The 4,990-nt window shown below is 59.4% G+C and carries 3 protein-coding genes; 2 read left to right on the forward strand and 1 reads right to left on the reverse strand.

The window, feature by feature from the left end; genetic code table 11:
* A partial coding sequence (locus WA989_RS13975; RefSeq protein ID WP_424341100.1) for a hypothetical protein occupies positions 1–1,287 on the reverse strand: 1,287 nt, incomplete at its 3' end.
* A gap of 677 nt (positions 1,288–1,964) precedes the next feature.
* Here WA989_RS13975 and WA989_RS13980 point away from each other — a divergent pair.
* Positions 1,965–2,657 carry an SOS response-associated peptidase gene (locus WA989_RS13980; RefSeq protein WP_424341101.1) on the forward strand — a complete coding sequence of 231 codons (693 nt, stop codon included), beginning with the start codon at positions 1,965–1,967 and terminating at the stop codon, positions 2,655–2,657.
* A 526-nt stretch (positions 2,658–3,183) separates the two neighbouring features.
* The coding region (locus WA989_RS13985; protein WP_424341102.1) for a TonB-dependent receptor domain-containing protein at positions 3,184–4,990 on the forward strand (1,807 nt) is incomplete at its 3' end.

The raw sequence follows: 4,990 nt of genomic DNA on the forward strand, positions 1-4,990 counted from the left end.
AAAGGGCTCCTTCTTTGTTGGAAATTCTCCGAGAGTCGGATCGAATGGATCGCTCGGACGTACTCCTGTTTCATCAAGATCAAATTGCAGGATGTCCCGGTTATAGAGAATCTCGGAGCTTGGCGCCTGCGAATAGGCCGCGAACAGGGAGTAAAGACGCCTGCCGCCCCCCTCGCCAGATATTGCTTCACATCCGCCATCCGTTCTGGCAGGGAGCGGGCGTTTGCATGCGGCCCACTTATCGGTTGCTCCAAATGTCAGGCCCAGGGCCAAATCGAGTGTGATCGCGCTTTCAGATCCATCAGCGCTGACGTCCGCCCCTATCTCAACGCCTTTGGGTTTGGCCTGCGCGAACTGAGACGGGTCCTTAACGATCATCAGGCCACGGGTGAATTCAGTGTCTTCGTTCTTTTTTGGTTTTGCTCCTGCGGCGCTAATAGGAGTGGGGTTGGCAGCCAGAGGTTTCTCCTCGCGCCGAGGTGGTCGGTGATCATCTGCCGCTTCGTATGTTGGCAGGATCGTCGATGCGACCTGGTCGGAGATACTGGCGCCCGCAACAAACACGTCATCGACTGCCGTCATCAGGGGATTGGAGACCGTGTCGTCAAACGGGACGCTGTTTCTCGGGCCAACACAATAGACGGCAATTGACGGCCTGCCGCCGATATAATCAGCGACATATACACTCTCAAAATCAAATTGCTCTTTGCCGTTCGGTCTGGAAGCTGCGTCCACGAAACGGCTGCTTCGCGTCTTGTGCATCGATGTACCCGAACACGGTGCGTCGACGCAGATAGCGGCTGACCAGACCGGCTGGATAAAAACGGACCGGGTGGGTTCAGTTGCAACCCAATCGGAGGCCTTCGCTTTGTTGAAAAGGTAAAGCAGGGCCTTCCGGATCTCGCCAGCCGGTTTGTCGGCTGCAAACAGGACTGAAGACTTGTAGCCATGGTCCATAGTCGCGGTCGCTTCTGCCGGCGGCTTGCACGCCGCGCCAGGAAGTGTCGTTCGGCATGCCAGCACGTCATTATCGTCAAATTGTCGTTGATCTGCGGTCTTTGAATACTTGAAGTGGTCTTCAGCCGTCTGCAGCACGACATCGATGCTGAGTTTTTCCACGATGGGAGCATCATCTGGCCAATTATTTGATAGTTCTTCGCGCGCCGATGCGAGGGCTGTTTCGCACTTCGTCTCCAATTGCGACCTGAACTCGATGATCGGATCAGCCTGTGCAGCACACGCAGACCAAGACAAAAATGCCACGACAATTGAAATTCGAACGAGCATCACCCACCCACACGCTCTGTTATTCCGATCTAAACACAGTCGCCCGCACGCGCCAAGACTCTATTTTAGATTATATGACGCACCGCCTGATTGAGGGGGCGACGTTGGTCCAACCGGTCGAAACTCTATCATATGTCCTATGCCTTCAGTGGTTTCGAATAATAAGTTGGGGCGAGCCACTTCAATTTAGCGCAATGTCGGATGAGGTAGACATCATACCTGTCAGCAATCAAATCTCTGGAAGGCAAATGGATGCGTGATCTTCGGCAGCGCGTTTCACCATGCCTCTGTCAGAGATCAGGGATTCGACGGCTGTGTTGCCGTGCGACCAATGCACTTTGGAATGAGATCAGATCGGTAGAGATTGAACTTGATGGAATAGTGTCTTCAGGAGATGAAGGTCGTTCTCTCAGGGTAATAGATCATGGACATTCCCACGCTTGCTGAAAACCTGGCTCAGGGTGCCTATCGCTATGAGGTGATCTGCCAGAATGGGAAATGCAAACGTGGCGCGCTTGTCCTGGGCGAGACATTCCCGCAGCACTGGACGGTGATTGATCTCAGAAGGTGGCTTTATTGTTCTTCCTGCGGCGAGCGCAAGGTCGAGGTCTTTCCGAGATGGGAAGCGCCTGTCACAAAGGGCGGCCTTCGAGTTTCCCTCTCGCGAAAGCAGTCTCGTGTGTAATCTCTATCGCCACCACATACCGATCTCGGATCTTCGTCTGTTTGTTGAACAACTGGACCTGCCGCTGGCGGTGGCGCCGGGGCTCGGCAATCTCGAGCCGGCCTATGTCGGCGCTGACCAGGATGGGCCTGTCCTGCACAGGCGTGAAGGTAGGCTGGCGCTAGCCATGATGCGCTGGGGGTTTCCGCCGACAAGTGCCAGGACCAGCACGGGCAAGTGGGCGGCGCCGATTACCAATATTCGCAATCTCGAGAGCCGGTGGTGGACGAATGTGAACCGGCAGTGGCTGATGGAGGCAGAGTATAGATGCCTTGTGCCATTCTCGTGCTTTGCCGAACCTGTTCCCGCCGGGGGGCGAAGCAATGCCTGGTTTGCGCCGAGCGGCCAGGACTTCGCCTTCATGGCAGGTATCTGGCGGCCGTGGTCCGGCGACACACGACTGGCGCCTGTCGAGGGAAAGAAGACCCGCCAGCGTGTTCCGGCCGAGCTCAACCTCTATGCGTTCCTGACGACTGAGCCAAACGGCGTGGTCGCGCCAATCCATCCCAAGGCGATGCCTGTTGTTCTGACCGAAAAGGACGAATGCGCCGAGTGGCTGTCAGGCGGTGAGCAAAGCCTTCGGCTTCAGCGGCCATTGCGTGATGAGCTTCTCGATCTGGTGTCGAGCGAGGAGAAAAGCGTCTGAGGGTGGCGAGCCTATGTGCTTGGCCGACCCGTCAAAGCATTTCGGCCTGGCGCTGCGCTTCTGGTTACGGCCATCCTTTTCGGCCAGCTGCATTTCCCGGGTCGCTCCAGGGTGGGGCAGGAGCGGCTCGCGCATCCTGAAAGATGAGCGAAACGCTTCAATTGGATATCGCATATGCGTACTCGAAACCGGAACGCTTCCTCAGAGAAACCGGCCCCTTGCACGACACGCAAAATATTGAGCTCACTGTTTGCGCAACTGCGCTGATGCCTGCAACCGACGCATCAGCCGCTGTGACTTTGGAGCGCCTGACTATCCGTGGCCCACATGCCTGCTATGGCCGCCTTCATCGCGTTACCGAGATGAACGTGCGACAGTCTTCAGTCCGTCGCTTCCGCCCCTGTTCAGACCTCTTTCACCCAGGCAATGGGGTCCGCATCAGGAAAATGTGCACGATCACGATCCCCACTTGTTGACCCTTTGAGCGGGGGCCAGCGGGGCGCCGGCATCTTGTCCGGAGGGGATGATGGGGTTTCAAGACGTAAGCTGGAAGAAGGGGCTTTATGCGGCCTCTTGGTCGGTGATCGCGATCTGCGGTATTGCTGGTGCGCAGGCGCAGATCTCGATTGAGGCCCAACCCCTCGGCGACGCGCTGCAGCGTCTCAGCGGAGAGGCCGGGATCCCGGTACTTTACGCCGAGGCGGCTGTGGCAGGGCGCGGATCGAGACCTGTGCTTTCAGCTGCCAGCCCCCGGGACGCTGTGGATGCCATGCTGGAGGGGAGCGGGCTGGTGGCGGTCTCGGGACCCGGCAACGGATTTGTGATCCGCGAGGGCGAGGCGCCTCCAGAGGCGCCGGACAATTCACCGGACCGGCCGGCCGATGTGGAGACCCTGCCACTGGAACCGGAAGGTGCGCCGGAGGAGGAAGAAACCGCGATGCGGATCGGACCGGTCACCGTGACCGGCACCAGCCTGCGCGGGATTGCGCCGGAAAGCTCGCCGCTCGATGTCTATGGGCGTGATGACATTGCCCGCTCTGGCGCGGTCTCTGCAGAGCAGTTTGTGCGGACCCTGCCGCAGAATTTCGATGGCGGCTCGACCGAGTTCGCGCCGATCGGCTTTCCAGGCGACAGCGCCTCGCAGCGCAACAATACCTATGCGACCGGAGCCAATCTCCGCGGACTGGGCGCCGGAGCGACGCTGACATTGCTCGATGGCAACCGGCTGGCGCCGACCTCGACGGTCGGCGAGTTCGTGGATCTCTCCCTCATTCCGGTCTCTGCCATCGAGCGGGTCGAAGTGCTGAGCGATGGCGCTTCGTCTATCTATGGTGGCGATGCGGTGGCAGGGGTCATCAATTTCGTCCTGCGGGACGATTTCGAAGGCGCAGAGACCTCGCTGCGCTATGGAACAGCCAGCCAGGGCGGCCTGACGGAGTATCGCGTGTCGCAAGCGGTCGGGGCCGGCTGGGAGAGCGGCAATCTTCTGGCAATCTACGAATTTCTCGACCGCGACAGGCTGAGTCTGGCCGACCGGCCCTCCATCGCCGCGCCGTCGCTCCTCGGCGGAGGCGAGGTGCCGGATACTGGTCCCGTTGACCTCCTGCCGGCACAGGATCGCCACAGCGCGCTCCTGTCCTTCCGGCAGGCAATCGGCAGCAGGCTCGACCTCTCCTCGACACTTCTCTATTCCGACAGGCAGGTCGCAGGATCGAATGTCGGTATCGCGACCTTCACGACTGTCTCCAGGGACAGGGTCAAGTCGGAGACTCTTTCTGCAAGCTTCGGTGCCGATTATACTTTTTCGGACCGGTGGGCCCTGGCCTTCGATGCCAATTACAGCCAGCTGCGCAATGGCAGACGCTTCCAGGTCGTGCTGCCTGACCTGCTCGATCCCGCCATTTCGAGCACGGATTCAAAGCTCTGGTCGGCCGGCCTCCTGATCAATGGCGACGTCTTCGCCCTGCCAGGGGGAATGGTGAAGGCCTCGGTTGGAACGCAGTTTCGCCGCGAGGATTTTGAACTGGCGAATGCGGGCTCGCCCCTCCAGCGCGCCGCCAAACGGGATGTGTCGGCGCTTTACGGAGAGGTCTTCATTCCCGTGATCGGTGAACAGAATGCCCTGCCTGGGGTCCGGCGCCTGGAGCTGAACCTGTCGGGACGGGTCGATGACTATTCCGATTTCGGATCGACATCGAACCCCAAGGCCGGTCTGTTGTGGGCGGTCTCCGAAAAATTCCGGCTCCGCTCCTCATGGAGCACATCCTTCACGCCCCCGACGCTGGGCCAGGTGGGGGCACGCGACCGCGTGGCGGGTGTCATTCCCTATGACC

Origin of the sequence: Henriciella sp. (assembly GCF_049649345.1) — a bacterium.
Taxonomy (GTDB): domain Bacteria; phylum Pseudomonadota; class Alphaproteobacteria; order Caulobacterales; family Hyphomonadaceae; genus Henriciella.